Source organism: Kosakonia sp. H02, assembly GCA_030704225.1.
Taxonomy (GTDB): Bacteria; Pseudomonadota; Gammaproteobacteria; order Enterobacterales; family Enterobacteriaceae; genus Kosakonia.
This window is the reverse complement of record CP131915.1, coordinates 2,457,292-2,483,212: the sequence shown is the minus strand read 5'-3', so window position 1 is coordinate 2,483,212 and position 25,921 is coordinate 2,457,292. Positions and strand designations below refer to the sequence as shown.

The following is a 25,921-nucleotide window of genomic DNA, read 5'->3' as shown; positions in this document are numbered from 1 at the left end:
GCCGGGCGGTTCAGGGCGAAAGTCTAAAGAGGAATACATGCATGTTAAAAAAGAAAAAAATAAAACCAATTACCCTTCGTGACGTCACCATTATCGACGATGCAAAATTGCGCAAAGCCATAACCGCAGCCTCTCTGGGTAACGCCATGGAGTGGTTCGACTTCGGTGTTTATGGTTTTGTGGCCTACGCACTGGGTAAAGTGTTCTTCCCCGATGCCAACCCCAGCGTGCAGATGATTGCCGCGCTTGGGACCTTCTCCGTTCCGTTCTTAATTCGCCCGCTCGGTGGCCTGTTCTTCGGTATGCTGGGCGATAAATACGGACGGCAAAAAATTCTCGCTATCACCATCGTGATCATGTCCATCAGTACCTTCTGTATCGGGCTGATTCCGTCGTATGCCACGATTGGCATCTGGGCGCCGATCCTGCTGCTGCTGTGTAAGATGGCGCAGGGCTTCTCCGTCGGCGGCGAATATACCGGTGCTTCTATTTTTGTGGCGGAATACTCCCCGGACCGCAAACGTGGCTTTATGGGAAGCTGGCTGGATTTCGGTTCGATTGCGGGCTTTGTGCTCGGCGCGGGCGTGGTGGTACTGCTTTCTACGATTGTCGGCGAAGAGAACTTCCTCAGTTGGGGCTGGCGTATTCCGTTCTTCCTTGCGCTGCCGTTGGGTCTGATTGGTCTTTATCTGCGCCATGCATTGGAAGAGACCCCGGCGTTCCAGCAGCATGTCGATAAGCTGGAGCAGGGCGATCGTGAAGGGCTACAGGAAGGGCCGCGCGTCTCCTTTAAAGAGATTGCCAGCAAACACTGGCGTAGCCTGTTGACCTGTATCGGCCTGGTTATCTCTACCAACGTCACCTACTACATGCTGTTGACGTACATGCCAAGCTACCTGTCGCACAACCTGCACTACTCTGAAGATCACGGGGTGCTGATTATTATCGCCATCATGATCGGCATGTTGTTTGTGCAGCCGATTATGGGGCTGTTAAGTGACCGCTTTGGTCGCCGCCCGTTTGTGATCCTGGGCAGCGTGGCGCTGTTTGCGCTGGCGATCCCGGCTTTCATTATGATTAACAGTAATGTGATTGGCCTGATTTTCGCCGGGCTGCTGCTGTTGGCGGTGATCCTTAACTGCTTTACCGGCGTGATGGCCTCAACGCTACCCGCGATGTTCCCGACGCACATCCGTTATAGCGCGCTGGCCAGCGCCTTTAATATTTCGATCCTGATTGCGGGCCTGACACCGACCCTGACGGCTTGGATGGTAGAAAGCTCAGAAAACCTGATGATGCCGGCCTACTATCTGATGGTGATTGCCGCCATTGGTTTACTGACCGGCCTGACGATGAAAGAGACGGCGAATCTGCCGCTGAAAGGGGCGACCCCGGCGGCGTCGGATATCCAGGAAGCGCGGGAAATCTTGCAGGAGCATCACGATAACATCGAGCAGAAAATCGAAGATCTCGACGAAGAGATTGCGCAGTTGCAGGAAAAGCGCACGCGGCTGGTACAGCAGCATCCGAAAATTAACGAGTAATTAAACGAAACCCGGAAGGCAGCGCCCTCCGGGTTTTTTTAACATCCCGCCGCAATATAATCCCCGTTCGCGCTCACCGGGATCACCGTTAAAAACAGCACCAGCGCAAACAGTATTAACGCCACGCCACCGGCGATTTTCAGTACCGGTATTAACCCGCTTAACTGAGATGAATCGCTGCCAAAAAAGGCTGCCGTCCGGTTGCGGGCATAACGCACCGCCAGCGACAGCCCCATAATCGACAGCGCCGTGCCGAACGCCATTGTCATTACCGCTGCAATTCCCCAACTGACAATGCCGAGCGCGTTGGAGAAGAGCAAAATCATAATCGCCCCGCTGCACGGGCGCGCGCCGATAGCCAAAATCACCCCAAGACGCGTTTTCCAGTCGCCGTGAGGCGTTGCCCCGACGCCGTGATGGCCGCAGCCGCAGCTATCGCTATGGGCGTGGGAGATGGCGTGAATAGTCAACTTGTGCGGCTTGAGGCTTTTCATCGCCTGCCAGATAACGTAGGCGCCAAAGCCGCCAATCAACACCGCGCTGACCTTCTCCACATACCAGCGGCTTTCGCTGAGATCCCCCGAGGCAAGGTTAAACCCGATCGCCAGGATAAACACGAACAGGATGGCGCTCACCCCTTGCAGCAGGCTGCCGAGCACCGGAATTACGTGCGCGGCGGTTTCGCTCTCTTTATTGGTGCTCAGATACGTGGTGACGATAAATTTGCCGTGCCCCGGCCCAATGGCGTGCAGCACGCCGTAAAAAAACGCGCCGGTCAGCAGCCACAACCCGCCGCTGTACTGGTGGTTATTCAGTTGCAGCAGGTACATCACCAGATAGCGGTGCAGGGTGATTTGCGTGGCCAGGCACCACTGTAAAAACGCGCCCCAGTGGGCATGCAGGGTGAAGGCTGCGGCCAGCGCGGCTGCCAGCAGCGTAAACGCCGCGGGCAAGCGCCAGTCACGGGTGAGAAGATGCGTGGACATAGTCGTACGGAGTTAAGGGGTAATACCCGGAGTATAGGTGGTGAATACCCCAGGCTCCAGCGGGCTTACTCAGAAATGATACTGGTAGCTGATGCCCGCCACTCGCCCCTCCCGAAGGGCGCCGACGTGCGCGCTCCGGCCTGTTCCGCCATATTGCGGGGCCAGCGCCGGGAAGTAGAACCCGTACACCGGGCTGCGGTGATTCAACAGATTTGTCGACCACAGCCAGGCATCGCCCCAGCGGCTTTTAAACCCAAGACGGGCATTGAGCAAATGGGTCTCGCCCAGCCTGAAATGATTGCCAACATCGGCTTCCCGCTGGCTGCTGTAGCGATAGTTCAGGCTGGCATCGAGCACCACCGGTAAGCCCGCAAGCTGCATGGGGCGAGAATAATCCGTCGCGAGCGATGCCCCCCACAGCGGCACGTCGGGAATGCGGTTACCTTCACGCCCGCCAGACTGGCTGTTAGCAGGCAGTTTGGTGATGGTCGCCCGCGTGTAGTCCAGACCTAAGCTGACCATCACATCTGCATCGGGCTTCCAGCTTGCGGAAAGCTCTGCGCCTTTGCTTTCGGTATCAAAGTTTTCCGTGACGGTGGCAAAGCTGCGGCTGGGATCGATCAGCGCAAAATAGTGGTCATTGCGCGTCCGGCTGTAAAATAACGCCGGGTTAACTTCCAGCTTGAGTTGCGAAATCAGCGCCTTCGCACCCAGTTCAACACTGTCGACCCTGGCGGCTTTGTAAGGGGTGGATGGCTCGCCGCTGGCAATACTGGTGTCCCAGTTGCTGAACCCGCCGGGCTTGTGGCCTCTCGACCAGGTGCTATAAACGTTCCACGCATCGCTCAGCAAATAGTTAAGGCCAATACGGCCGGTGAAAAAGCCTTCGCTAAGCGACTGGTTATCCGCTTGCGCTGTGGCGCCTGGGTTGGCGTACCCCGGATTAGCACGCCAGCGCGCGCGATAATCGGTTTTTTCCCAGCTATGGCGCAGGCCGGTTGTCACATCCAGCCGCTCCGTAAGCGGGAAAGTCGTTTCGCCAAACAGCGCCACGCTGTGGTGGGTAAAACGACGGTGGATCTGCGCATTCATCGGGTCGTAATCCCAGTCGGGAATTTCGCTCCAGCCGCCGTTAAAGCGGTGTGTCCGCCCCGAGTGGAGGTAGTTGATTCCAGAAACCCAGAACAACGGGCTGTCTTCGGTGGAGCCCAGGCGTAACTCCTGGGAAAACTGTGTTTGCTTGTTACTGAACATCCGCCACGAATCATAGTCGATGCCAAACAGCCGCTGGCTGATGCGCGCATCAATGGCGGGGCCGGAAGAGACGTGGTAATAATCCCCCCAGCCGGAAATATGGCTAAGCAGGAGCGTATCCCAGCGGTGCTGCCAGTTCAGCGTCAGGGTGGTGTCGTTTCCCCCGTCATTAATTGACCCTTTCGGCACACTGATTTTGTCGCCACCGGCTAATAACGTCATCGCCGAGGCATTGTGGCGCTGGCGTTGACGATCGGCGGTAAAAAACAGGCTGTCTTGTTCGTCCGGCTGCCAGCCGAGGCTCGCGCGTCCGCTGAGATTTTGCGGGCGGCTGAGCGGTTTATCGCCGTCCTGCTGGTTGTTAAGTGCACTGTCCTGGCGAGCGTCCTGTAACGCCACGCGGCCATTCAGGGTGTCGGTAAGCGGCGTATTGACCACCATCTGCGCAAGCGCATGACCGTGCGTTCCCCCTTCGCCACCAACGTGGCCGGCAAAAATGTCCGTCGGCTTGTTGGAGATGATGTTTATCACCCCGGCTTCACTGTTGCGCCCGAATAGCGTTCCCTGCGGGCCTTTCAGAATATCGACCTGCTCAATATCCAGCAGGCGGTTGGTGAGATTGCCCTGCGGGACGGAAACACCGTTAAGCATCGTGACCACAGAGGTATCGTCATTGCTGACCTGGTTGATTGAGCCGACGCCGCGGATCTTGATGGAGGATTCGGGGTTTTGCCCATCGGTATTCACCGCCACGCCCGGCGTTTGCCACAACAAGCTTTGGCAATCTTTTATTTGCCTGTGCTCAAGCGCAAGTGCGTCCAGCGGGTTAACGGTAAACGGGATCGCGCGATTTGACTCCGGTACAAAACGCGCATTGACCGTGCTCTCGACGGTCAGTACATCCTCTTTTGTGTCGGCGGCGAAAACCGCACGGCTTGCCTGCGCCACAGCCAGCAGGCTCCAGCCAATGGCTGGCCAGAAGTGAAATTCCATTTATGCCCTTCTCCTTTTTTAAAAAACGTTCCCGTTACGCGCTTGCTAAAATCAATTGATAATGATTACTATTATCATCCCTGGGTCAGGAGTACAACCCGGGTGCGAGGAGAAATACGCAGCAGGTTCTCAATGAGGAGGAATACCTGTGTCAAAACGGAATTGTGTAGCAGGCCGGGAACGATTCCCGACCACCCGCATCCAGCGGGCTTATTTTGTTGGACGACAGCCGGACTTACCGCTGGGCGGAAAAGAGTGTGTCGCCTTGCTGGCCTTCGCCGGTAAGCGGGTCGATGAGCAAAAATTGCGCCAGGCGCTCGAAAAAGTCGCCATCCTTCCGGCATTACGGTCGCGTTTTTTAGATGCCGATTTTGTCACGCAGGGCGAGATAAACGTCCCGGAACTTAAAGTTCACCACCGCCATCGCACGCACCAGGCGGAGCATGAATCCGCAGTGCGTGAACGTCTGTTTGCCCACGCTGTGGATTTAACGGCGGGGCGCTTGTGGGAAGTCGAATTAACGCAGTGGCATGACGATACCACCACGCTGCATATCGCCATCTCGCTGGCGGTTGTCGATCTGGCTGGGCTTGCCGCACTGATGCATCACCTTGCCCAGTGCTACCACGGCGAGCCGTTGTTAGCGCCCTTCACCTCTGCCAGCCATCATTATCAACAACTTAGCGAAACGCGGGCGCGTAGCGAGCGCAAACGCCAGCAAAAACAGGGCAAGCTGGCAAAGCTCGCGCAGGGGCGCATGGATGAACTTCCCGCCCCCCCCGATCTGCCGTTTACCACCTTCAGGCCAGCACTTGAAAACCCGTCCGACGTGATGGTGAGACGCTCCCGGTTTTATGACGATAAGCAGTGGTCAGCGCTGCGCAAACAGGCTGCGGGCCTCGGCGTTGCGCCTTCGGCACTGGTTCTGGCGCTCTATTCGCGGGCTTTACGGTTGTGCAGCACCGCGCCCGATTTTATTGTCACGGTGACACACGTTCCGGCAACGGGCAGCGAAAAGCTGCTGGCAGAACGCACGGTGACCTATGCGCACCGCGCCCGAAATGCGCCCACGCTGGCGGCGCTGGTTCGCGATACCCAGGACGACTTCCATTACCGCTTACTGCGCGGCGTCGATAGCGAAACCGAGTTACGCAGCGCGCTGGCAGATGCCGCCCACCCGCACCCTGGCCTCTCGCCTTACATTTTCACCTATGCGGCACAACAGCCGGTGTTTGACGCGCGGGTGATGGAAACCTTCGGGCAACCGCGCATGTGGGGGCAAACGCCGCAGGCGGTGATCGACTGCCAGGTATTCCAGCTTAACGATGGGCTAATCGAAGTTGCGTTTGACGTGCGCCGGGCGGCGATTGCAGCGGATATCGACGGTGCCGTTTTCGACCTGCTCACGGAATCTCTTGATGCGGTGATTGCCGGGCGCAGCGTGGAGAATGTCCTTCCGCAGGCTAGCCAGACATTTCGCCGCCGGGTTAATTCCACTCCGGTTGCCAGCCCACCGGCGATGCTGTTCAGCGCGTTTCGTCGGCAGGTAAAAAAGCGCCCGCAGGCAATTGCGCTGGTGGCATCGCCCGCCGGGGAGGATGTCGCGCCTGAATTCGTCGATCCCCTTGCTGGACGCGTGTCACAGCAATGGTGCTACGCCGAGCTGGACGAGCTGGCACTGCGCCTGGCCGCCCGCCTGGCAGAACATACCGCCGCCGGGGATATTATCGGCATCCGGTTGCCCAAAGGGCCATCGCAGATTGTGGCCGTGCTGGCGACCTTCTATGCCGGATGCACCTACCTGCCGGTGGGGCTGGATATGCCCGACGATCGGCTGGCGAAAATCCGTCGGCGCTCGGCTATGCGCTACCTGCTGACGGCGACGGATTTTGCCGATCTCGCGCAGCAAACGCCGCTAACCGAACTGCGAATCCCTTTTGAAAGCCCGGACGCGCTGGCGTATGTGATTTTCACCTCGGGTTCAACGGGCGAGCCAAAAGGCGTTGCGGTAAGCCACCGCGCGGCGAACAACACCATTGTTGATGTCAACACCCGGCATAACGTGACGGAAAAAGATGCGTTGCTGGCGGTCTCGTCCCTCGATTTCGACCTCAGTGTTTATGACATTTTTGGGCCGCTAAGCAGCGGCGGCACGATTGTCACCATTAATGAAAATGAGCGCCGCGACGCGTTTCGCTGGGCAAGCCTGGTCAAATCACACCGGGTGACGTTATGGAACTCGGTGCCTGCGTTAGCCGACATGCTGGTCACGGCGGAAGATAATCTGCCTTCAGTGCGCGCCTGGCTCTGCTCCGGCGACTGGATCGCGCCTGCGCTGTTTTCCCGGTTGAAAGCCTGTTCGCCGCACTCCGTGCTGGTGGCGATGGGCGGCAGCACCGAGGCCGCTATCTGGTCGAATGAATATGTGCTCAACGAACCAGACGATCTCAAAGCGCACTGGCCTTCCATCCCTTACGGTTTGCCCCTGAGCGGCCAGCAGTACCGTGTGGTGCGTGAAGAAGAGGCCGGGCATTTTATTGATTGCCCGGATGGCGTCACGGGGGAGTTGTGGATTGGCGGCGAAGGCCTGGCGCAAGGTTATCTCGGCGACCCGGAGCGCAGCGCCGAGCGTTTTGTCTATGACGCCGACGACAGCCGCTGGTATCGCACCGGCGATCTCGGCTACTGGCGCGAAGGGTTGCTCTTTTTTGTGGGTCGGCTGGATACGCAGGTCAAAGTCCACGGCCATCGCGTGGAATGCGGCGAAGTCGAACAAACCCTCAAAAGCATCGCCGGTATTGATAATGCGGTCGTGGTGCCAATCCGTGAGCGGCGCGCGCTGGGCGCGGTGCTGGTGGGTGATGTGGGTGAAAGGGATGTTGATGCGCTCCATCAGCAGCTTTCCCGCCAGTTGCCGCACTATATGATCCCGGCGCGTTTCCTGGTGCGCGAGGCACTCCCGCTTAACCGCAACGGGAAAATCGATCGCCAGTGGGCGGCCAGCGAACTGGCGTCCGATGAGCCTGCGCGGCAACCCACTGCGCAGCAGGTGCATCCGACACACTTCAGCGCATGTCAGCAAACGTGGTGTCAGGTGCTGCAACGCGATTCAGTCAGCGCGGCGGATAACTTCTTTGCGCTGGGCGGCGATAGCCTGGCGGCAACGCGGGTGTGTGCTTTATTGCAAAGCCGGGGCATTGATGTTGCTGTCGGCGACCTGTTTGCCACCAGCACGTTAGAGTGCTTTGCTCGCCGCTGCCAGCAGGGTGTGGTGCCAAAGCCGTGTATAACGGCGTTCGATGACGCGCAACACTGCCAGCCTTTCCCGCTGACCTCGCTGCAACGCGCGTATGCGCTGGGCGCCGACGGCATTCCCGGCGTCAGCCGTTGCGATACGGTGTTCTCGGTGATTATGCGCAGCCGCTGCCCGCTGGCGCACTGGCAGCAGGTGCTTGATGAATTGATCCGCGAAACCGCCGCGCTGCGACTGGTGCGCACGGAAACGCACCAGCAGGTGATGAGCGCCAAACCCGTTTCGCTCATCACCCTGCCTGAACAGCACGCTCTTGAAGCGTATCTGGCGCGCACACCCCTGGATGCCAGGCACAACCCGCCGCTGATGCTGGTGACGGTTGCAGGCCAACCCGCGCGGATTGGCCTGATGTTTAACTATCTGGGGCTCGATGCGCAAAGCCTGATGCACATCTTGCAGGCGCTGGTGGCGCGGGTGAATGATGAAGCGCTTGCGTTAGACTCGCATATCGCCCCGTTTATAAGTTACGCACAATCGCAGACGCCGGCTTGCCGGGCGTGGCATCCGGACGACTGGCAACCGCCTCATGTGCCCACCGCCCTGGCGGCTCCGGCGATTGGCCGGATTGAATCCCTCACGTATCACCTTGATAGCGCCGCACGCCGCCAGCTTGAAGCGCGCGCGCAACACACGTGCGTCACCCTTTCGGCGCTGGTTCTGCACGCCTTTAGCGAGGCGATCATGCCGTTAAGCGACAGGCCGCAGGTGGTTGTGGTAGTGCCGGTGTGCTGGCGGCCGGACAATGCGCCTCAGGCCTTAGGGCAATTTACCCAGTTGCGCCTGTGCCGCCTGGCGCAGGGCGACACGCCTGCGGATGTTGCGTACGCGCTGGCCGATGCGGTGGCCGGACATACGCCAGACGATCGCTATATTGCGTCGCAAGGTCGCGCGGCCTATCCGTTTGTTTTTACCTGCACGGCAGGCATGGCGGAGGTGGAATCGCTCTATCGCGATATTCTCTGGTCACACACCCGCACCCCAGGCGTGATGATTGATTGCCAGGTGCAGCCCGCAGGCGAAGGGCTTGAGATCCGCTGGGATTACGCCGCCGGACGCCTGGACACATCGCAATTACTGGCGGCGCACAAACGGTTTGTGGCGCAGCTTATGCCGGGTGGCGCGCAGATAGCGGAGCAGGCCATCGCCGCGGCGCTGGCGGTCATTGGCGATGTGCCTGCTGCTCTGCAACCGGTGGTGGCTGCCTGGCGACGCTGGACACTGCCGGATGCCGACAGGGCATGGCAGGAGCCGGGGAAGTTTCTCGCCGCTTGCATTCATGGCGAGCGGCCGCGTAGCGACCTGTTGCGTCATCCGCTGCTGGCACCGGAGCGTTTATTGCTGGCCTCGCTGCAACACATCCATTTTTTTGACCGCCTGATTGCCGCACTTCGCGCTGATTTTCCCGGTGCCCAATCCGCCCTGCGGGTGTTAATTCTCGGGGCGGGCAGTGGCGTGTTTAGCCAGGCGTTAGCCCAGGCCGCCGCCGCCAACGCACTGACGCTCATTGTGAATGAGTATGAGCGTAACGAGGCGCTGAACACGCTGGCGCAGCGCGCGGGATTGCCAGATGAGCAGGCGGTGCCGGATGTGGTTATTGCCCCGGCGTCGCTGCATCGCGATGATGCGCTGCTGTCCCGTCTGGCGGCCATTCACGCGCACAAGCCGGTTCGTCTCTACGTGCTGGAGGTGACCGCGCCAGATGCGGCGTCGCTGGTTTCCGCCATTCTTGATCCTACGGTCGTCGATGGCGGCCAGTCGCCGCTATTATCCGCAGAGATCTGGGCGCAGCGTCTGGCGGAGCACGGCGCATCGCTTATGCAGACAGAACCGCTGGCGGCAAACCTGGTGTGGGTAACAGCCACGCTCAGCGGGCGTGGCGCTGAAAAAACGCTGCCTTGCGTAGCGCCCGGCGAACGAACGCAGGTGGAAGCAGAAATTGCCCGCTGCTGGGCCGCGGTACTGGAGCTTGAACTGCCTTTGCCGCCTGCGGCAGACTTTTTTGCCCTTGGCGGCGATTCGCTTCGCGCCACGCACATTGTCACGACCCTGCGCCAACAGGGACATGCGGCGGTTAAACTGGCGGATCTCTTTAACCATCACACTTTCGCCGACTTTGTTGACCGGGTGATGGCACAGCACACCACCGCGCCAGCGCTGCCGGTTATTGCAGGCGGGCAGAGCGCAAACTTCCCCTTAACCGCGCTGCAAAAAGCCTACCTGGCCGGGCGCTCGCCGGAGCAGCTTTTAGGTGGCGTTGCCTCGCACTGTTACTTTGAATTTTCTCTCCCGCAGGGCGTCGACAAAACCCGCTTGCAGCAGGCGCTCAGCGAGGTTGTCGCCCGCCATGATGCATTACGCGCCCGCATCGTCTGGCAAGATGGCGAGCCGTTCGGGGAAGTGACTGCGCACATCCCTGCGGCGGTGGACGTGAGCGAGAACGTGCGCGCCCTTACGGAAAGCGAAACGCCCGATCCCGTTCAAGACTACCCGCTGCGCGTGCGTATCACGCCCGACGGGAAAACGATCGGCATCGGCATGGATAACCTGATGCTCGATGGCACCTCCATGTTTCTGCTGTTGCGTGAACTGGGGGCGAGGTATCAGGGAAAGCCCGTGGTGGCGCTGCCCGCCATCACCTACGCGCACTACAGAAACCAATGCCGTGAGGCGTCGCAAACCGTGGCGGTGCAGGCCATGCCGCCCGCGCCCTGCCTGCCGTACCTCGCCGCGCTGGAAAAGGTAAGCCAGCCGCACTTTGCCCGCAGTACCTGTGATGTTGACGAGGGCGTATGGCGCGCCGTTCGCCAGCAGGCGGGGCAGTTGCGCATCACGCCTGTGGCGTTGCTGCTTGCCGCGTACGCGCTTGAAATTGCGGCGCTCGCGCCACAGCCGGCATTTAGCCTGAATGTCACCACCTTTGAACGCGACCCGGATATCCCCGGCGTGGCAAATCTGGTGGGGGATTTTACCCGCCTGGGGCTGGTGGCGTTTGACATCGAACCAGCGGCAACGGATGACCAACAGCTTGCTGAGCAGGCGCGGGTCGCCCACCAGGGGTTACTCGCCCTGCACGACACGCCGGAGCAGGTCAGCACCCTGCGTGTCGCCCGTGAGCGGGTGCGCCAGCAAGGGGAACCGCTGGCAGGGCTGTTCCCGGTGGTGTTCACCAGTGGCTTAGGGCTGGATGTGGGCACCGCCCGTTCCGATGAGTTTGGCTTCGGCACGTTAACGTACGCGCGTTCGCAAACGCCGCAGGTGGCGATGGATTTCCAGGTGCATGACGATGTGCGCGGGCTGCATATCACCGTGGATTATGTGCGCGAATTACTCGCCAGCGAACAGGTGAATGCCCTGACAGCGGGCGTGGCGCGCCGGTTGCAGGCGTGGGTGGCACCGTCTGCATCAAGCGGATTATCCGCGCAGATTGCGCAGATCTGGCGTCAGCATTTACCCGCAGAGGCCGCACCGCTGCCGGAAAATTTCTTCCAGTCTGGCGGCGATTCGCTCCAGGCAACGCGCTGTATACGCGCGCTACAGCAGGAGATCGATACGCGCATTTCGCTGCGTCTGTTACTGACCTACCCGCGCTTAAGCGATTTTTGTACTCAGGTGGCGGGGCTTATCGCCCAGCCTTTACCTCCCGCAGGAAGCAGGACGGATTATGAAGAGGGAACCTTATGAACACTTTTCTTGAACAGTTACAGCAGCTCAATATCGTGTTGTGGGAAAGCGGCGGCAAATTGTGTTTTCGCGCGCCGGAAGGGGTCTTTACCGCTGAATTACGCCAGCAGGTAAGTGAGCAAAAAGAGGCGCTTTTAGCGGCGTTACGCCAGCAAAATCGCGTGCAGAACCACCCGGAACAGCGGCACGAACCCTTCCCGCTGACCGCTGTGCAGGCGGCGTATTTGCTGGGGCAAACCTCGGCCTGGGAGGCGGGCGGCACCGGTTGCCATGGTTACGCTGAACTGGATATTTCTGCTCCCGCGCGCTGGACGGTGGAGGATTACCAGGCCGCCTGGCAGCACATGGTGTCGTGCCATGACATGGTGCAGGCGCGTTTTTCCCCTGAAGGCTGGCAGCAGATAGACCCGGATGTTGCCGTGCCGCTTGATGTTTCGGTCTGCGAAACGGCGCTGGACTTTGACCAGGTGCAGGAGGAGGTTCGCGCCCGGTTAAAGCACCGGCACTACAACCCGCAAACCCCGCCGCTGATGGCGGCGCATATCGTGACGATGGGCGAGCGGGCCACGCTGCATCTCTCGGTCGATCTGTTAATGACGGATTTTATCGGTATCGGCGTCATGCTGGCGGATTTTGCCCGCGCGCTAAACCAGCCTGGGCGGGTGCTGGAAGCGCCATCGCTTTCGTTTCGCGATTATGTGCTGCATCTGGCACGTCTGCGTGCAAGCCCGGCGGGCGAGCAGGCTTATCAACGCGCGCAAACGTTCTGGCAGCAAAAAGCGGCCACGTTCCCGCCAGCGATGAGTTTTGGCGAGCCGCAAATGGCTGATGATGAGGTGCGCTATCGCCGCCGCAGCCATACGCTGGATAAACCCGCCTGGCAGGCGTTTTTAGCCTTTGCCCGCCAGCATGCCGTCACACCCACGTCGGTGGCGCTGGCGGTGCTCGGTCAGCTTGCCCGCCGTTACGGCGATCGGGCGCATTCACGTATCACGCTGACGCTTATGGATCGCCACCCGGTGGCGGACGATGTGATGCGCATTGTCGGCGATTTCACCTCGACCTTGCTGCTTGCTCTGGAAAACGATGCGGAAACAAGCGTCGCCGACGCCGCCGCTGAGGTTCAACGCCAGCTCTTTGATGCGCTGGATCACCGCGATATTTCAGGCGTGGAAGTACTGCGTATGCTGCCGACCGACGCGCGGCGCACGCCCATTGTGCTGACCTCCACACTCGGAGCAGGTCACGAAGAGGGCGATTTCTTTAAAAACCGCATTGAGCAAGGGTTAAGCCGCACCCCGCAGGTGCTGCTGGATATCCAGCTTGCGGATGCGCAGGGCGGCATGACCATTGTCTGGGACACCCGCGTTGGCGGCTACCCCGAGTCGGTGCTGGATGCGGCGTTTGCCGATTTTTGTACGGCGATGACCGCGTTATCTGCGGATGCTGAACGCTGGTCGCAGCCGCCGCTGTCGCGCAAAGCGCTGCATTTACCCGCCATGGGGCAGCCCGTTGAAACGAGTCTGATTGCGGCGTTTTGCCGCCTGGCGCAGCAGAAACCAGACCACGTGGCGGTTATTCACGGGGAAAGCGTACTGACGCGCGGGGAGCTTATCCACCGCGCCAGCCGCTGGTGCGCCTGGCTGGATGCGCAAGATTGCCAGCCGGGCGATACGGCGCTGATTGTGCTTGCGCCAGGCGTTGAGCAGGTCGCTGCGCAGATAGGCGCATTAATGGCAGGTGCCGCGTTTGTGCCTGTCGATCCCGGCTGGCCGCAGGCGCGCCAGCAGGCCATTTGCACGACCCTTAAAAACACTTTCCCGCAGCAGGGCCAGTACTGGCTGATGCCTGACTCGCTCAATGCATGCGACGGGGAAGCCGGTAACACGCGCCCCGTTTCGCCAGAGGATATCGCCTATATCATTTTCACCTCCGGTTCAACCGGCACACCGAAAGGCGTGCCGATTACGCACGCGCAGGCGCTGACGACCCTTGAGGCGCTGCACACGCTGCTGGCGCTGGATGAGGATGACCGGGTGCTGGCGGTGTCGCGCCCGTCATTCGATCTGGCGATTTTTAACGTCTTTGGCGTGCTGAATGCGGGCGGCGCGCTGGTTATCCCGGGCGCGGGAACCACGCCGGACCCGGTATCGTGGGCGCAGGATATTGTGCGGCATCGGGTGACGCTCTGGAACTCGGTGCCCGCGCAGTTGCAACTGTTGCTGGAGGGCGCAGAGCGTCAGCCTTGCGCGTTGCGTGCGGCGCTGTTGTCCGGCGACTGGATCCCGGTGACCCAGCCTGAGCAACTGCGCCAGTGGCTGCCGGACTGTCGCTTTATCGCGCTGGGTGGCGCAACGGAAGCGTCAATCTGGTCGAATTACCACGAAGTCGAGCCGGGGCGGCGCTACAGTTGCTCAATTCCGTATGGCCGCGCGCTTCCCGGCCAGGCGATGAAGGTGCTCAACAGTGACAGGGAAGAGACGGTTGCCGGGCAGATCGGCGAAATTGTGATTATCGGCCCGGCGGTCAGTGCGGGCTATTTAGGCGCAGACACGTCAGCGTTTATCACCCTGAACGGCCAGCCAGCTTTTCTTACCGGCGATCTTGGCCGTTATCTCGACAATGGCGATATCGTGTTTTTGGGCCGCAAAGACGATCAGATAAAACGCCATGGTCACCGTATTGAACCCGGTGAAATTGCCGCCATTTTGCGCACGCGTCCTGAAGTGGGCGACGCGGCGGTGGTGTTGACGGCGCAAAACCAACTGGTTGCGGCAGTCACGCCAGCCAACATTCACGATGGCTCCGCGTCCGTTGATAACCGGGTTATTGAGGCGGTTGCGCACCAGCATCAGCAGAGCATCTCCACGCTGGATGCCCCGCGTTTCGCGCAGCTTATCGACACTATGGAGCTGGCCGCGCTGGTGGCGATGCAGGATATTCGCCAGCGCAAGATTGCCGTAAAACCAGAACATCTGGCGCTGATGGCGCGCTGGGATCGGTTGCTCCGGGAAAACGCGGTGCGGCTTGTCGGTGTCTCTGTCTCGCTTGCCACGGCGCAGCATCTCTGGCAGCAGGCTCGCGAACTGGCGCAGGAAATCGATTATGGCGACCAGCAGATGGCCTACGTCGAACAGTGTCTGCACCAGCTAGAGGCGGTGGTGAGAGGCGAGGTGGATCTGCTGGCGTTACTCTTCCCGCAGGGCAGCATGGCGGTGGCGCGCGCCTCCTACGGCGGTAACCTTATTAACCGCTATCTGAATGCGCTGATTGTCGCGGGCGTGTCGGCTCATGCCCGGCGGGCGATAGAGGAGCAGCGCCCGCTGCGCATTATCGAAATTGGCGCGGGTGTTGGCGGCACGAGCGCGCCGGTGATTGAGCATCTGCGCCAGATACCGGGGCTGAAATTTGAGTATCTGTTTACCGATGTTTCCCGCTTTTTCCTCGACGACGCGCAGAACCAGTGGCCGGAGATTTCCACCCGCATTGTCGATCTGAACCGCCCCCTGACGGAGCAGGGCATTCCCCTTGCCGCCTGGGATGTGGTGATTTGCGCCAATGTATTGCATAACGCCCGGCATATCCCACAGGCGCTCAATCAGCTACATGAATTATTGGCGCCCGGCGGAGATTTAGCGGTGATTGACGCTACTCGTCCCAATGCGCCGCTAATGGTCACGATGGAATTTATCATCGGGCTGGAGGGTTTTACGGATGAGCGGGCCGCGAGCGGGGAAGTATTTTATTGCCGCGATAACTGGCGACAGGCGCTCGACGCCTCGGCGTTTCGCCAGCATGTGATGTTCCCCGACGATGCCGACACCGCCGATCCCGCCCAGCGTGCGATGCAGAAGATCCACCAGACGGTAATCTGGGCGCGTTCAGGTAGCCGCAACGCGCGCCTCGACGCGGATCAACTGAACACGCTGTTGCGCCAGCGCCTGCCTGCTTACATGGTGCCTGACCGTTTGCTGCTGCTGGATGCCTTACCGTTAACCGCGAATGGCAAGGTCGATCGCAAAGCGTTAGCGCAGGCGATACCGACAGCCGCAACCGCGACGCCACAACTCGCCGTACCGCTGAGTGACAGCCAGCGTGCGGTGGCGGGCGTCTGGGCGGAGGTGTTGGGGCTCGATAACCCCGATGCGCTCACGCCTGCCGCCAGTTTCTTTGATGTCGGCGGGGACTCGTTGCTGCTGGCAAAATGTGTTGGCAAGCTGCGGCGCGCCATACCCGGTGCGGAAAACCTCGCCTGGGATGATTTGTTACGCCAGTTTGTCGCCGATCCGACGCTGGAAAATTGCGCCAGGATTGCCTGGCAGCAGACACCATCGTCGACCGCGACGGCCCATGACGTTTCGCCAGTCAGCCTCCTTCTGCCTGCGTGCGGTCAACACCGCGAGGGCGAAGTGCTTTGCCTGATTCATGACGGCTCCGGCGGGCTGGAGCCTTACCGCGCGCTGGTGGCGGCGCTGTCATCATTACGCGAGCGGCCTGCCGTGCTGGGGATCAGCCGTACCGTCGGGGATGGCTATTTGACTCTGCCCGCTGACGCCTTATTTGAGACGCTGGCCGAACGTTACGTGCAGGCGCTGCGGGGGCAACAAATCCGCCGGGTTTATCTGTTTGGCTACTGCATGGGTGGGCTGGTCGCCGCCGTGATGGCGGAAAAGTTGCTGGAGGCGGGCATTGAGGTCAAACAGCTTATCGTTACCAGCGCGTATCGCATTCCGTTTGTCGTTGAAGACGACCTGCTGCTGGATTACTCGCTGGCGCTGTTGCTGCACCGTCCGGCGGGCGATATCGGGCTGGATTTCCCGCAAGCTGAACTGGGAGAACTGATTAACCACGCGCGAAAAATCCATCACGACCGTATCCCCGAAGGCTGCATTGCCGGGTTAGCGCCCCGTTTCCCGGGCATTACGCAGGTTCTAAAAACGGCCCCACGCGATAGCCAGCAGCGCCTTGAGCGACTGGCGCATCACGCACAGTTTGATCTCGCCACCTTGCAGGCGCTGCGGGCGGTCTATCTTGCCAGCCTGCGCGCCGTCGGCGCATTTTCGCGTCTGGGCTATGTCGGTAATGTGACCTTTTTGCGCCAGCGCGGTGACATCCCTTTTTTACCGCTGCTGCGCGACGATATGACCCACTTCTGGCAACGCTATTGCCTGGGGGAACTGACCATCTGCGATATCGCCGGTAACCATTTTGATTGCCTGGAAGGGCAGGGCGCCGAGTCTGTTGCTGTCCTGTTGAGTGAGGTCTGGGCATGAGCGGGGTGATTGTGGTGATCGGTGCTGCGGGAACGGTTGGCGTGGCCTGCGTCGAGGCGTTATTGCGCCACGGGGAGCGCGTGCTTGCCACCGGGCGCAATATCACTCGCTTAAGGCGCCGTTTAGCCCATTTGTCCTGTGAACGCCTGAGCTTTGCGGAACTGGATGTACAGGCCTCCACGCCGTGGCCTGCGGCGGTCTGCGCTTGCCGCCGGTTTATTCAGTGTGCTGGCCCCTCTTTTGTGCTGACCGATCGGGTACTCATCCAGCTTTTAACGCATTGTCCAGGCCCCGGTGTTTTTATCGATCCCGGCGGCGATGCGGCGACCATCCAGCGCTGGCAGCAACCGCTGGCGGCGGCGGGCTGGCTCGGCATTCTCGGCGCGGGCGTTCAGCCAGGGTTAGTGGGCGTGGCTATTCGTGCGCTCGCCGCCCGCTTTCCTCGCCCGGAGTTATTGCAGGTGGTCACTTTCACCGGCGGCCTGCAACCGCTCACCTGCGCCGGGCTTGCGGAATATCTGCAAGCGGTGAACAACCGTACCGGTTATGCAGGGCTCTGTTTGCAACAAGGGCGGTGGCAGCGCGTGGTGGACGTGCCGCCGACGCCCAACGACTTTCCCGCTTCGGCGCGCGTACACCCCTTTGTCGATGAAGAAGCGGCCTGCGCCGCAGAGGACTTATCCCTGCTGGCGCTGTGCAGTTTTAACGTCACCGACTCGACAGAAATCACCCATCTGCTCAATGAAATGATGGTGTTAGGGCAAATCCCTGCGTCTGCCTCGCAGCGAATAGCGCAGGCGCTGGAAGGGAAGACGCCGTGGTTTTGCCTGAGCGCTGAAGAGGGAACCCAGCGCACGGTATTAAGCTGTATTGATAGCTATCAGGTGACGGGCGCGGTGGCGGCGTGGGCGATGGTCAATGCTCACGCGCAAACGCCGGGCGCAAGCTGGTTTTCACAGCGCCCGCAATCGCTGGCGATTTGGTCGCACTGGCAGCGGCAGCCGCCGGAAGGAGTGCGCATCATCTGGCACCCTCCACACAACGTATTGGCCTGCGAGGAGGGTGAAATATGACCTTCACCCCACAAGGGATTTGGGTGGTGGGCGCCACGTTCGGGGCCCATTATGCCCGCGCACTACAAGGACACGGGTTACGGGCCATTATTGGCTGCGGGGGAAAGAGAGGGCGACAACTGGCGAAAACGCTGGCCTGTGATTATTTCGCGGGCCTTGACCAGGCGCTGGGGCACTCGCGCCCGGCGTGCGCGGTGGTGGCGGTGCGCTCCGCCATTGTCGGCGGGGAAGGGGATGCGCTCGCCCGCCGTCTGTTGCAGGCTGGCATACCGGTATTGCAGGAACTGCCGCTTCATCCTCATGACTGGGTGAATACGTTAAGAACTGCGCAGCACCAGGGCGTGCGTTTTGCCGTCACGCCCTTTTATGACCAGATGCCGACCGTGCGTTGTTTCCTGCGTGCGGCCAGGCGTTTATCGCTGACGAGCCTTCTGCGCTCAGCCGAGATGCGCGTCTCGGTACAAACGTTGCACTGCGCGCTGTTTGTGTTATCCGATGTGCTCGGCGCGCCTTCACCGTCCATTTCGACAAGCCCGATGGCCGCCCCGGAGAAGGTATTGATCAGTAGCAACTGGCAAGGCATTGCCGCCGATATCGTGCTGATGAACCGTTTTGATGCCGCCTCGCCCGATGACAACGCCCAGCCGCTGATGCAGGTCACTTTGCTGAGCGATGAGGGCGAGCTGACCCTGCACTCGCCGTTTGGCCAGGTGATATGGGAGCGTCGGCTGTCGCCTTCTGACGTGGCGGATAACAACGTTGTCCTGACCAGCCCGCTTTCCACTATGCCTGTTCAGCAGGATATGGCGGCGGCGATTCGCATGACGCTGCGCCGTTTTATGGCCGCCGATGCCCACAACGGCGCTCGCCAGCAGCGGCACCTGGCGGTATTGCAGCTCTGGCAGACAATCTGCGCCCGCGCCGGGCATCCGCAGCAACGCCGCCTGCCGCCACCGGTGGCCATCGGCAATCTATTAGGACTCACTGACAAGGAGGATGAATTATGAGCCCTATCGTGCCACTGGGCAGGGAAGAGAACTGCGCGGCGCCGGCAGTGGTGGTTTTTCCCCATGCGGGCGGCAGCCCCCGGTTTTATGCGCACTGGGCGCGGGTATTCACCGGTCATCCCTTTTGGGGCGTCACCTATCCGGGGCGGGATGCCAGGCTTAGCGAAGCCGCGCCTGCCACCCTTCAGGCGCTGGCACAGGCGTGCGCCTACAAGCTCGACCCTCTGCTGGATAAATCCGCCCCCGCCTTGCTGATTGGGCATTCCATGGGCGCGTGGGTGGCCTGGGAAGCGGCGCGCTGGCTGGAGCAGATGACGCCAGAGCGCCCGCTGATTACGGTGGTTTCAGGACAAAACCCGCCGGATTGCCCGCCCAAAACCCGTTTACATCAACAGGATGATGCCGTGCTGATTGCCGACATGAACCGCCAGAACCCGGCCAGTAGTGCCTTGTGGCAGAACCCCGAATTGTGCCAGCTCTTTTTACCGGCGGTACGCGAAGACTACCGGCTGATGGAGACCTACCGGGCGGAGCCGGGAACGGTGGCGAATTTAACCGTGGTCTATGGCGAGGACGACAGGGAGATTGATCCCGCCGCGATTGCCCGCTGGCGTAACGCCAGCCGCGGTGTTTTTCGCTCAACCACACTACTCGGCGGCCATTTTTACCTGGCCGCGCCCAACCTAGCGTTAGCGCATTATTTGAGGGCGTTGTTGCCATGCTGAACGTGAACACACACCCTTTTTTCCGGCTCCTGAAGCCGGTATTGCGCCCGGTGCTGGGCGCGGTGGTTATCCAGATTTTCGCCAGCCTGAGTAGCTGGATTGCCTGGCAGGCGCTGGTGGATCTCACGCAGGGATTAGTTGCGGGTCTGCCAGCCCGGCAGGTTTACCCGGCGCTGGGCTGGTTTATTGCCGGGCTGGGGCTGCAATCCGGCCTGGGGGCGATTGCGCTGGCGATCACCCATTTTGCTGATGCGAACCTGCAATATTCCCTGCGCATGCAGTTGATTGAAAAGCTCGGTCGCCTGCCGGGCAACGCGTTTGACGAGCGCAGCGCGGGTAACATCCGTCAGGTGATTCAAAACGACGTTGAGGCGCTGCATCAACTGGTTGCCCACAGCCTGGTGGAAGGGGTTGCGCTGGTGCTGACGCCGCTGGTGGGGCTGCTTTTTTGTTTCTCGCTTAACTGGCGTTTAGGGCTCGCCGCCTGCCTGCCCATCGTGCTCTATTTCCTGTTAATGGCGCTGCTCTCGCGCGGCAGTATGCGCGACATTATGACGCAGATTTCCCGCCAACTGGCCGGGATAAGCGCCGTGATTGTGGACTATGTGCGCGGTATCGCCGTGCTGAAAATCTTTGGCCGCGCGGGAGAGGGTTACCACCGTTTCACTACGGCGTCGCGCCAGTTTCATGCTGATTTCAGCGCGCTGGTTCGCCCGGCGATGAAAGCGCAATCCCTCGCGATCATTGCGTTATCGTCGCCGGTGGTGGCGCTGGTGATGCTGCTTGCGGGGATCGGTGGCATGAACAGCGGCGCGCTCGGCGCAGCCGACGTGCTGGTGGCGATGCTGGTGGCGATGCTGCTTCCGGCAGCCGTTTTGACCGCTGCCCTGGCGAACCAGGTGCGCAGCGCAGCGTTTGTTGCGGCGAGCACTATCCAGCAGTTACTGGATCAGGAGGCGCTGGCGAATGCCGTCGCGCCGATTTTGCCGGGGCCAGGCGAAATCACGCTGCATCAGGTCGGTTTTCACTATGGCGAAAAGGCGGCCTTGCGCGATATCAGTTTTACCCTGCCGCCAGGCAGCGTAACCGCATTAGTTGGCCCTTCCGGTGCCGGTAAAACCACGCTGGCGCGGCTGCTCGCCCGCCAGCAGGATGTGACAAGCGGGCAGATTTGCATTGACGGGCACGATATCCGCCACATTCCGTTGCCGCAGCTTTACCGGCTGGTGGGCGTGCTGGAACAAACGCCGACCTTACCGGCTATCTCGCTGGCGCAAAACATAGCACTAGGGATGGAGAACGTGTCGCTGGAGGAGATCCGCCAGGCGGCTCGCGCGGCGCGGATTGATGCGCGCATTATGACGCTGGCAAAAGGGTATGACGCGGTGCCAGGTATTGATGTGCGCCTTTCCGGCGGGGAAGTGCAGCGGGTCGCTATCGCCAGGCTTATCCTCGCTGCCCCGCTCATTCTGATTATGGATGAAGCCACCTCGGCACTGGATCCCGATGGCGAAGCCGATCTTCGCCAGGCGCTGGCGACGCTCACCCAGGGGCGAACAACGCTGATGATTGCCCATCGCCTTTCAACCCTCCAGCACGCCACACACATCCTCGTGATGGAAAAAGGGCAACTGCGCGAGCAGGGAAAACATGCTGAGCTGCTGGCCGAAGGCAAATTGTATGCCCGGCTGTGGCAGGCCTTTTCGCTGGAGGGTGCAGCATGATTACCGCGTTATTACAACTGGATACGCGCCGTGGCGGGCCAACATTGCGGCGATTTTTGCTGGCGGTTGCGCTGGTCGGTGTGTTGCAGGGGCTGGTTATCGGCGGCGTTATTGCCGTGGTGTATGCGCTATTTCGCGAAGATATGCACGGCGCGCTTATCGGCTGCGCGTGGCTGGCACTCGCCGCGCTGGCAAATGGCGCACTTCAGGCCTGGGTCACCATGCGCGGCTTTCACGAGGCGATGCGCATTATGGCGGTGATGCATCAACGCCTGGGCGAGCGGCTGGTGGCCTTACCGCTCGGCTGGTTTAGCGCCCGCTCAACCGGGATTGCCAGCGGAGCTGCCGTGCGCGGCACGCTGTTTGTCGCCCAGACGGTGATGGATTTGCTGGTGCCGCTGATTATCAACCTCACCACGCCGTTGACGGTTGCGCTGCTGTGCCTGTTGCTGGACTGGCGTCTGGGCGCTCTTTTGTTGGCCGGGGCTCCGCTCATCTGGCTGGCTGCCCGATGGGGAAGCCAGCGCAATGCCGCCGGGCAGGCGCGGGTCCATGCTGCCGCGCAGGAGACCGATGCCCGCCTGCTGGAGTTTATCGACAACCAGATGCTGCTGCGCCAGGCAGGGCTGAGCGGGCCAGGAAGCAAGGGCTATCGCCCGTTGACGCAGGCGATATCTTGCCAGCGGCGGGAAACGATCCGCGCGTTATGGTCGTCGGTACTGGGGCTTATCACCCAGTCGCTGGTGGTGCAGTCACTGTTTGGCCTGGTGGTGACGATGGCGGTATGGCAGGCGCTGAGTGCGCAACTTGACCCGCTTTGGGCCGTTGCGCTGATTGGGCTGGGCGCGCAGTTTATTGGGCCGCTGAAACTGCTCTCCGAACTGGGAACCGCCTTTAAACGCGCGCAAATCGAACTTAATGAGGTGGTGCAACTGGTGCAGCGCCCTGGCCTGCCAGAGGCCGAAACCCCGCGCGCCATGCCCGCTCGCCATGACCTGGCCTTCAATCAGATCGCTTTTCGCTATCACGATACGGCGCCGTGGCTGTTCCATGATTTTACGTTGCAGATTGCCGCGGGCTCGCTGACGGCGCTGGTCGGCCCTTCCGGCTGCGGTAAAACGACGCTGATGCGACTGGCCGCCCGCTTCTGGGATGTCCAGCACGGGTCTGTCACCCTCGGCGGCGAGGATATTCGCCAGTTACCCCACGGGGAGCTGATGCGCGCCGTGTCGCTGGTTTTTCAGGACGTTTACCTGTTTGACGACACGCTGGAGGCCAATATCCGCATCGGCAACCCCGAGGCCAGCGAGGCACAACTCCAGGCGGTGGTAGAGCTGGCCTGCGTGACGGAGATAATCAACCGCTTGCCGCAGGGGTGGCACAGCCCGGTTGGGGAAGGAGGTCGTCTGCTCTCCGGCGGTGAGCGCCAGCGCGTCTCCCTCGCCCGGGCGTTATTAAAAGAGGCGCCGCTGTTGCTGCTTGATGAAGCGACTGCCGCGCAAGACCCGCTTACCGCGCGGGCAATCACCCAGGCGATCAACGCTTTAAAAGGGCGCGCCACGGTGGTTGTTATTGCCCATCAGCTTAATACGGTGCAATTCGCCGACCAGATTGTCTTTATCGACAGCGGCCAGGTCTGCGAGCAGGGAACGCATCAGGCGTTAATGGCCCGGCAAGGACGCTATGCCCATTTCTGGCGTAGCCCCGGAAACGTACATAACAAGGAGGTTTTGCCATGAAATTTCACGCTCAGGAGCTGATTGCGCTCGGCGTTTTCGCGGTGATGATGGTAGCCATTGATATGGCGGTAAATATGCTGGCGGTGTTTTCTCCCTTTCTTATCCCGCTGACCAAATCCCTTTCCGGCATGATCGCCGGGATCCCGTTTATGCTCTGGCTGACGCGGGTCACGCAGAAAGGGCTGATTAGCCTGATGGCGCTGGTGTTGGCGGCGGTGGCGGTGCTGGCCGGGGATTATGTGTTGACGCTGGTCTCGGCGCTGCTGGCTGGGGGGCTGGCCGATGTGATTTGCCGCGCGGCGAAAAAAAGCCAGCGCCGCTCGGGGCTGATTCTCGGTTACGGCATTTTCAACCTCTGGTCCGTTGGCGCGCTGCTCCCCTTGCTGTTTATGCGCCCGCAAATCGAAGCCCAGGTGGCGCAGCAACTGGGACAGGAGTACGCCAGCCGCTTTAGCGCCTTTTATTCCGCGCCGGTTATCGGCTGGACACTGGCAGGGATGTTTGCCTGCGGCGTGCTGGGCGCGGTTATCGGCCTGAATTTACTCAATAAACATTTTGTGAGGGCCGGGCTTGTCCAGAAAAACGGTTGATAACGGCATCGATGTGCGCACCAATATGTTGGCGTTGCTGGTGATCAACACCCTGGTGCTGACCGGTAAAGGGGGCATGTTTCAGCTCGCCTGCGTGGCGGTGATTTGTTTGTTGTTGATGCTGCAACGGCGCAGGCTTGCCGCCGGGCTATTAGCGCTGTGTGTCTGTGTTATTCAGTTGCTGCCGCCGGTTATGCCGGTGCTGTCGGCGGCATTGCTGTATGCCCGGCCTTATCTCATCGCGGGGTTTATGGGGTATTACTTTATCTGCGCCACCACGCCCAGCCTGTTAATTGCCGGTCTGCATCGCCTGCATGTGCCGGGCGCGGCGATCATCCCGCTTGCTGTGATGTTGCGTTTTTTCCCGGTGCTGAAGGAGGAAGCGAAGGCGATACGCGGTGCGATGCGTATGCGCGGCATTCCCGGAAGTGGCGGCATATTGCTGCACCCCTGGCGCACGCTGGAGTATTTTTTGGTGCCGCTTATTGCCTCTATGCTGCGTTCAGCCGAGGCGCTATCCGCCGTTGCGCTCAGCCGGGGGCTGGGCAGCCCTGGCGTCTCGTCTTCCATTTTGTCTTTGCGCTGGTCAGTGCGCGATGTGCTGCTGGGCGCGGTTTGTGTCGGACTGGTAGTTCTGTTTTTCTACTGTGAGGGCGCGTAATGGGCGGTATTGAACTCAACCAGGTTTCGGTGACGTTTCCTGCATCGGCAAGCCCGGCGCTGGATGGAGTGAACCTGACCATTTCGCGCGGCGAGTGCGTGTTATTAACCGGCGAGTGCGGCTGCGGCAAATCGACCCTGTTGCGCCTGATTAACGGCACCATCCCGCATGTTATTCCAGGCGAGATAAACGGGCGCGTGCGTATTAATGGAACCACGCCCGCGCAGGCGAAACTGTATGAAGTGGGCTGCCAGGTTGGCACGGTTTACCAGAACCCGCGCCGACAATTTTTTTGCGCCGATCCGCTGGGGGAACTGGCTTTTGGCAGTGAAAACGCCGGGCAACAGCCGGCAGAGATCCTGGCGCGGGCGAGAACGATAGCCAGCCAACTGGGCATTGCGCATTTGCTGGAGCGCAATATGTTTATGCTCTCCGGTGGGGAGTTGCAGCGCATCGCGATTGGCTCCGCCCTGATGGATCAACCAGCGTTTTTGTTGCTGGATGAACCGGCTTCTAATCTGGATCTCCGCAGCATTGTTGCCCTGACGCAGATCCTGCAAAGCCTGCGCGGGGCGGGCATGACCATTGTTATTGCCGAACATAGGCTGTGGTTTTTGCGTGATGTGGTTGACCGCGTGGTGCGCCTGCGCAAGGGGCGCATTATTGAAGATGTGCCCGCCAGCCAGTTCTGGCAGCGCGACAATACCCGGCGTATTGAGCAGGGGCTGCGGGCACTAACCAACCCGCAAACGGCATGGCTGACTGAGCCGCCAGCAGGCAGCGACGGGATTATGTATCACCATGCAAACCACGGGGCGCTGTACTTTCCACGCGGGCGCGTGACGGTGCTCGCCGGTGATAATGGCGCGGGGAAAAGTACGCTGGCATTAAGGCTGGCGGGGCTGGAAAAGTGCCGCGACGAGATTACGCTCGACGGCAAACCTTTTTCGCTGCGCCAGCGTTTACGTTACGGCTTTTTAGTGATGCAGGATGTGCATCGCCAGCTTTTTGCCGCCAGCGTGGCGCAAGAGCTTCAGGTCGGGCGGCAAGTCGTCAGCGATACGCAACGGCAGCGGATTGTCCGCGATATGCACCTGCATGATTTACTGGATACGCACCCCATGGCGCTTTCTGGCGGGCAACAGCAGCGGGTGGTGATAGCGCTGGCTCTGCTGGCGCAGCGCGAGGTGTTTATCTTCGATGAACCGACATCCGGGTTGGATTACGCCGGGCTTGTGCACGTGGCGTCGCGGTTAAAACAGTTAGCGAGAACCGGGGCGGTGGTGATTCTGGTGACCCATGATGAGGAGTTTAGTGGGTTGTGCGGGGATTACCGGGTGGGGTTGGGTGGATGAGCC

General features: G+C 60.6%; 13 protein-coding genes. 11 read left to right on the top strand and 2 right to left on the bottom strand.

All coding sequences use genetic code 11. The features are described 5' to 3' along the window. Positions 1 to 41 precede the first annotated feature (41 nt). Positions 42 to 1,544, top strand: coding sequence for a glycine betaine/L-proline transporter ProP (proP, locus tag Q5705_11730; protein WLI75270.1), 1,503 nt, complete (start codon positions 42 to 44; stop codon positions 1,542 to 1,544). A 38-nt stretch (positions 1,545 to 1,582) separates the two neighbouring features. Here proP and Q5705_11725 read toward each other — a convergent pair whose 3' ends face one another. Both Q5705_11725 and Q5705_11720 read right to left on the bottom strand, forming a co-directional pair. Beyond that, positions 1,583 to 2,530: a nickel/cobalt transporter gene (locus Q5705_11725; protein ID WLI75269.1), complete on the bottom strand. Its 948-nt coding sequence runs from the start codon at positions 2,528 to 2,530 to the stop codon at positions 1,583 to 1,585. Between the two features lie 69 nt (positions 2,531 to 2,599). Beyond that, on the bottom strand, positions 2,600 to 4,777 hold the full coding sequence (locus tag Q5705_11720; protein WLI75268.1) for a TonB-dependent receptor: 2,178 nt from the start codon (positions 4,775 to 4,777) through the stop codon (positions 2,600 to 2,602). A gap of 148 nt (positions 4,778 to 4,925) precedes the next feature. Between Q5705_11720 and Q5705_11715 the strand changes: the two genes are divergently transcribed. From Q5705_11715 to Q5705_11670, 10 genes are read left to right on the top strand one after another with little or no spacing between them, the layout of a single operon-like run. Continuing rightward, positions 4,926 to 11,771: an amino acid adenylation domain-containing protein gene (locus Q5705_11715; GenBank protein WLI75267.1), complete on the top strand. Its 6,846-nt coding sequence runs from the start codon at positions 4,926 to 4,928 to the stop codon at positions 11,769 to 11,771. After that, positions 11,768 to 17,044 carry an AMP-binding protein gene (locus tag Q5705_11710; protein ID WLI75266.1) on the top strand — a complete coding sequence of 1,759 codons (5,277 nt, stop codon included), beginning with the start codon at positions 11,768 to 11,770 and terminating at the stop codon, positions 17,042 to 17,044. Before Q5705_11715 ends, Q5705_11710 begins: the two co-directional genes overlap by 4 nt. After that, the gene (locus Q5705_11705; GenBank protein WLI75265.1) at positions 17,041 to 18,117 is read left to right on the top strand and encodes a hypothetical protein; all 1,077 of its coding nucleotides are present in this window, start codon (positions 17,041 to 17,043) and stop codon (positions 18,115 to 18,117) included. The genes Q5705_11710 and Q5705_11705 overlap by 4 nt, the downstream gene beginning before the upstream one ends. Further along, positions 18,114 to 19,124 carry a Gfo/Idh/MocA family oxidoreductase gene (locus Q5705_11700; protein ID WLI75264.1) on the top strand — a complete coding sequence of 337 codons (1,011 nt, stop codon included), beginning with the start codon at positions 18,114 to 18,116 and terminating at the stop codon, positions 19,122 to 19,124. Before Q5705_11705 ends, Q5705_11700 begins: the two co-directional genes overlap by 4 nt. After that, positions 19,121 to 19,849, top strand: coding sequence for an alpha/beta fold hydrolase (locus tag Q5705_11695; GenBank protein ID WLI75263.1), 729 nt, complete (start codon positions 19,121 to 19,123; stop codon positions 19,847 to 19,849). Before Q5705_11700 ends, Q5705_11695 begins: the two co-directional genes overlap by 4 nt. Beyond that, positions 19,843 to 21,573, top strand: a complete 1,731-nt coding sequence (locus Q5705_11690; protein WLI75262.1) for an ABC transporter ATP-binding protein — start codon at positions 19,843 to 19,845, stop codon at positions 21,571 to 21,573. Before Q5705_11695 ends, Q5705_11690 begins: the two co-directional genes overlap by 7 nt. Continuing rightward, positions 21,570 to 23,312, top strand: a complete 1,743-nt coding sequence (locus tag Q5705_11685; protein WLI75261.1) for an ABC transporter ATP-binding protein — start codon at positions 21,570 to 21,572, stop codon at positions 23,310 to 23,312. Before Q5705_11690 ends, Q5705_11685 begins: the two co-directional genes overlap by 4 nt. Then, the gene (locus Q5705_11680) at positions 23,309 to 23,902 is read left to right on the top strand and encodes an MptD family putative ECF transporter S component (protein WLI75260.1); all 594 of its coding nucleotides are present in this window, start codon (positions 23,309 to 23,311) and stop codon (positions 23,900 to 23,902) included. Before Q5705_11685 ends, Q5705_11680 begins: the two co-directional genes overlap by 4 nt. Beyond that, entirely contained in the window at positions 23,883 to 24,563 is a 681-nt protein-coding gene (locus Q5705_11675) for an energy-coupling factor transporter transmembrane component T (protein WLI75259.1), read from the top strand. The genes Q5705_11680 and Q5705_11675 overlap by 20 nt, the downstream gene beginning before the upstream one ends. Further along, the gene (locus Q5705_11670; GenBank protein WLI75258.1) at positions 24,563 to 25,918 is read left to right on the top strand and encodes an ABC transporter ATP-binding protein; all 1,356 of its coding nucleotides are present in this window, start codon (positions 24,563 to 24,565) and stop codon (positions 25,916 to 25,918) included. Before Q5705_11675 ends, Q5705_11670 begins: the two co-directional genes overlap by 1 nt. Positions 25,919 to 25,921: the final 3 nt, after the last annotated feature.

Bases quoted from the DNA above. Each gene is read 5' to 3' on its own strand.
- Q5705_11710 (WLI75266.1), top strand. From the start codon at position 11,768: ATGAACACTTTTCTTGAACAGTTACAGCAGCTCAATATCGTGTTGTGG.
- Q5705_11700 (WLI75264.1), top strand. From the start codon at position 18,114: ATGACCTTCACCCCACAAGGGATTTGGGTGGTGGGCGCCACGTTCGGG.
- Q5705_11720 (WLI75268.1), bottom strand. From the start codon at position 4,777: ATGGAATTTCACTTCTGGCCAGCCATTGGCTGGAGCCTGCTGGCTGTG.
- proP (WLI75270.1), top strand. From the start codon at position 42: ATGTTAAAAAAGAAAAAAATAAAACCAATTACCCTTCGTGACGTCACC.
- Q5705_11670 (WLI75258.1), top strand. From the start codon at position 24,563: ATGGGCGGTATTGAACTCAACCAGGTTTCGGTGACGTTTCCTGCATCG.
- Q5705_11725 (WLI75269.1), bottom strand. From the start codon at position 2,530: ATGTCCACGCATCTTCTCACCCGTGACTGGCGCTTGCCCGCGGCGTTT.
- Q5705_11680 (WLI75260.1), top strand. From the start codon at position 23,309: ATGAAATTTCACGCTCAGGAGCTGATTGCGCTCGGCGTTTTCGCGGTG.
- Q5705_11705 (WLI75265.1), top strand. From the start codon at position 17,041: ATGAGCGGGGTGATTGTGGTGATCGGTGCTGCGGGAACGGTTGGCGTG.
- Q5705_11690 (WLI75262.1), top strand. From the start codon at position 19,843: ATGCTGAACGTGAACACACACCCTTTTTTCCGGCTCCTGAAGCCGGTA.
- Q5705_11685 (WLI75261.1), top strand. From the start codon at position 21,570: ATGATTACCGCGTTATTACAACTGGATACGCGCCGTGGCGGGCCAACA.
- Q5705_11695 (WLI75263.1), top strand. From the start codon at position 19,121: ATGAGCCCTATCGTGCCACTGGGCAGGGAAGAGAACTGCGCGGCGCCG.